Annotated in this window: 3 protein-coding genes; all 3 read left to right on the top strand. The window is 42.4% G+C overall.

Annotation, left to right across the window (positions count from 1 at the left end; all coding sequences use genetic code 11):
* The first annotated feature begins 354 nt into the window (after nucleotides 1-354).
* From F591_RS33190 to F591_RS0126865, 3 genes are read left to right on the top strand one after another with little or no spacing between them, the layout of a single operon-like run.
* The gene (locus F591_RS33190) at nucleotides 355-687 is read left to right on the top strand and encodes a hypothetical protein (RefSeq protein ID WP_245581147.1); all 333 of its coding nucleotides are present in this window, start codon (nucleotides 355-357) and stop codon (nucleotides 685-687) included.
* Nucleotides 684-1415, top strand: coding sequence for an RHS repeat-associated core domain-containing protein (locus tag F591_RS33185; RefSeq protein WP_245581146.1), 732 nt, complete (start codon nucleotides 684-686; stop codon nucleotides 1413-1415). The genes F591_RS33190 and F591_RS33185 overlap by 4 nt, the downstream gene beginning before the upstream one ends.
* Nucleotides 1402-1863, top strand: a complete 462-nt coding sequence (locus F591_RS0126865; RefSeq protein WP_083935635.1) for a YxiF family protein — start codon at nucleotides 1402-1404, stop codon at nucleotides 1861-1863. The genes F591_RS33185 and F591_RS0126865 overlap by 14 nt, the downstream gene beginning before the upstream one ends.
* The last annotated feature ends 468 nt before the right edge of the window (nucleotides 1864-2331 follow it).

Below are 2331 nucleotides of genomic sequence, written 5' to 3'. Positions count from 1 at the left end.
TCCTTTCTTGTGGTTTACGCACACTCCAAGATACCCTACTTTTTTTGCGCCTGCAGGTCACAAATTCTGGTTACACAAACTATTGTACATCATCCTTTTTTTTCTTTATCTCCGAGTTTAAGATAACAACTTTGGGGACGACCTAAAATAAAAAATTTTGTCGAGACGCTGCGCTACACGTATGATGCAGGCGGCAGGCTGTCGAACCTGGTCTACCCGGATAGGAAAAGGCTTCAAAATACGTACAATCTTGCAGACCAACTGACAGCCGTAACCGACTGGGCAGGTCGCGTCACCCGTTATGCCTATGATGAAAACCACCGCCTGATCCGAACCGAACGACCAAATGGCACCGTGGAACACCGCCAGTACGATGCCGCCGGACAATTGCTTCGCCTGTGGGATCAAAATGCCCAGGGTGTCTTGCTCCAGCAGTATCGGTTTGTTTACAACGAACTGGGGCAGATCATGCAGGAGGAAGAAAAGCAGTACACCTACGATGCCTTGCGCCGTTTGACAAGCGGAGCGATGCCGGGGCGCAAGCTCTACTATACGTATGATACAGGTGGAAACATCACCTCCGTTGGCGAGTCGTCTACCCATCCCCACCTGACAATGAGCTACACCAAGGACAACCGCCTCGAGACGGTAAACATGCAGATTCGCGTGGCAGTACGACCCTGTTGACCGACAAGCATGGTCGCGTTACCGACCGTTACACGTACGGAGTATACGGCGAACTGGAAGCGCACGAAGGCTCTACCCGGCAGCCGTTCTGCTACAACGGTCGGGATGGTGTCATGACAGATCCGAATGGGCTGTATTACATGCGGGCGCGGTATTATCACCCAGGCTTGAAACGATTCCTGAACCGAGATGTGCTGCGTGGGGAAATAACCGATGGGCAGACGTTTAACCTTTTTGCGTATGTGAATGGAGATCCGGTTGGCTTTATTGATCCGTTGGGGTTGATGAAGTATAGTAAGGATACGAATAACAATACACATGATACCGAACCTGACTGTAAATTAGGAAAAAATCCGACGAGAAAACAAGCCTTTAATCAAGCAAAAAGAGATGCTGGAATACCTACTTCTATGAGTCCAGTTAAGCAAGGATGGGTTAATGTAAATAACAGAGGTAAAACTGGTGAACCTATGAAAGTATACCAATTCGTTGTTAAGGAAAGTGAAGGATTTGTAGAGAAATATATTATCGAGCATCGCAATGATCCAAATGGTCGCGGTTTGCATTTCCATGTAGCAACAACAAAGTATGACGGCCAAAATCTGTTCCAAGAAGGTGAGAGGTATAAAAATTTAGGTAAAGATCCTGATCATCCTCATGTTCAAGGACATTATCCTGAAGATAAGGATGGTTTTACGGAGGGAAGAAAACGACGTGGAAGATGGTAAAAGTAGGATAGAGCAACTTATTCTTCAGAAGAAAATTCATTCCGAGCGGATAAAGCTTAAAGAAAAGTATAGAAGCTTATTTAACTATCATTTGGTTGACGATCAACTTATTAATTATGAGGAATCAAGAGAAATAAAAAAAAGAGCTTATGAAAGAATTTTTAAAGAAGACAATATTTTATGTGGAACTTACCAAGAGGTTTTAGAGGTCAGTGAAGAGATTTATAAGAGAGTAAGAGATGTTAGTGATCAGCCAGTTATCTTATTTTATTTAGATGGAAAATATGGAGGTGGGGTAAGAATCCGAATAAACGATGTATTCGATTGCATTATAAGCAAGTTAAGTGATTTAAAAGTTGATTTATTATTTGTTTCACCAGATCTTAACAAAGGGTTTTGCATTGAGGTTGAGGAATACAATTTTTTAATTACAACATGGGGATTCTAGGGATTCAAATGTGCTTTTGTCGTTTTGATTAAAGATTGGTCTAAAAGGAGCTTACCTATCTCAGTAATTGACAGGTATAGCTCCTTTTTGTTACCAAGAGAAGGTCATGGAGATTGGCTACACTGAATTGAAATGACGCTTATGGTGAGGCGAACGGATTACTGCATTCTCGTATATTTGTAAACGAATACTCCTGGAAACAGTTTCTTTAGAAATATAGTATCAAAATACCGATTTATAACACAAGGAGAGCCTTTTACTCCACTACGGGAGAATAAGATTCTCCAAATCCCTTGAGGTCACCATGCTACGGAAGAGAGGATATTTTCACTTTGGATTGCTGACTGCAGCCACCATCCATTTGATCTTATATTGTTACCGCTGAAGCATAACGTCCAATTGTTGATGGGATTGCCTGTCCGGAAGTTGCTGAATATAATGACCGTATCACAGAAAAGGAAAAGGATG

Origin of the sequence: Paenibacillus ginsengihumi DSM 21568 (assembly GCF_000380965.1) — a bacterium.
GTDB lineage: Bacteria > Bacillota > Bacilli > Paenibacillales > NBRC-103111 > Paenibacillus_G > Paenibacillus_G ginsengihumi.
This window is presented reverse-complemented; position numbering and strand designations above follow the sequence as displayed.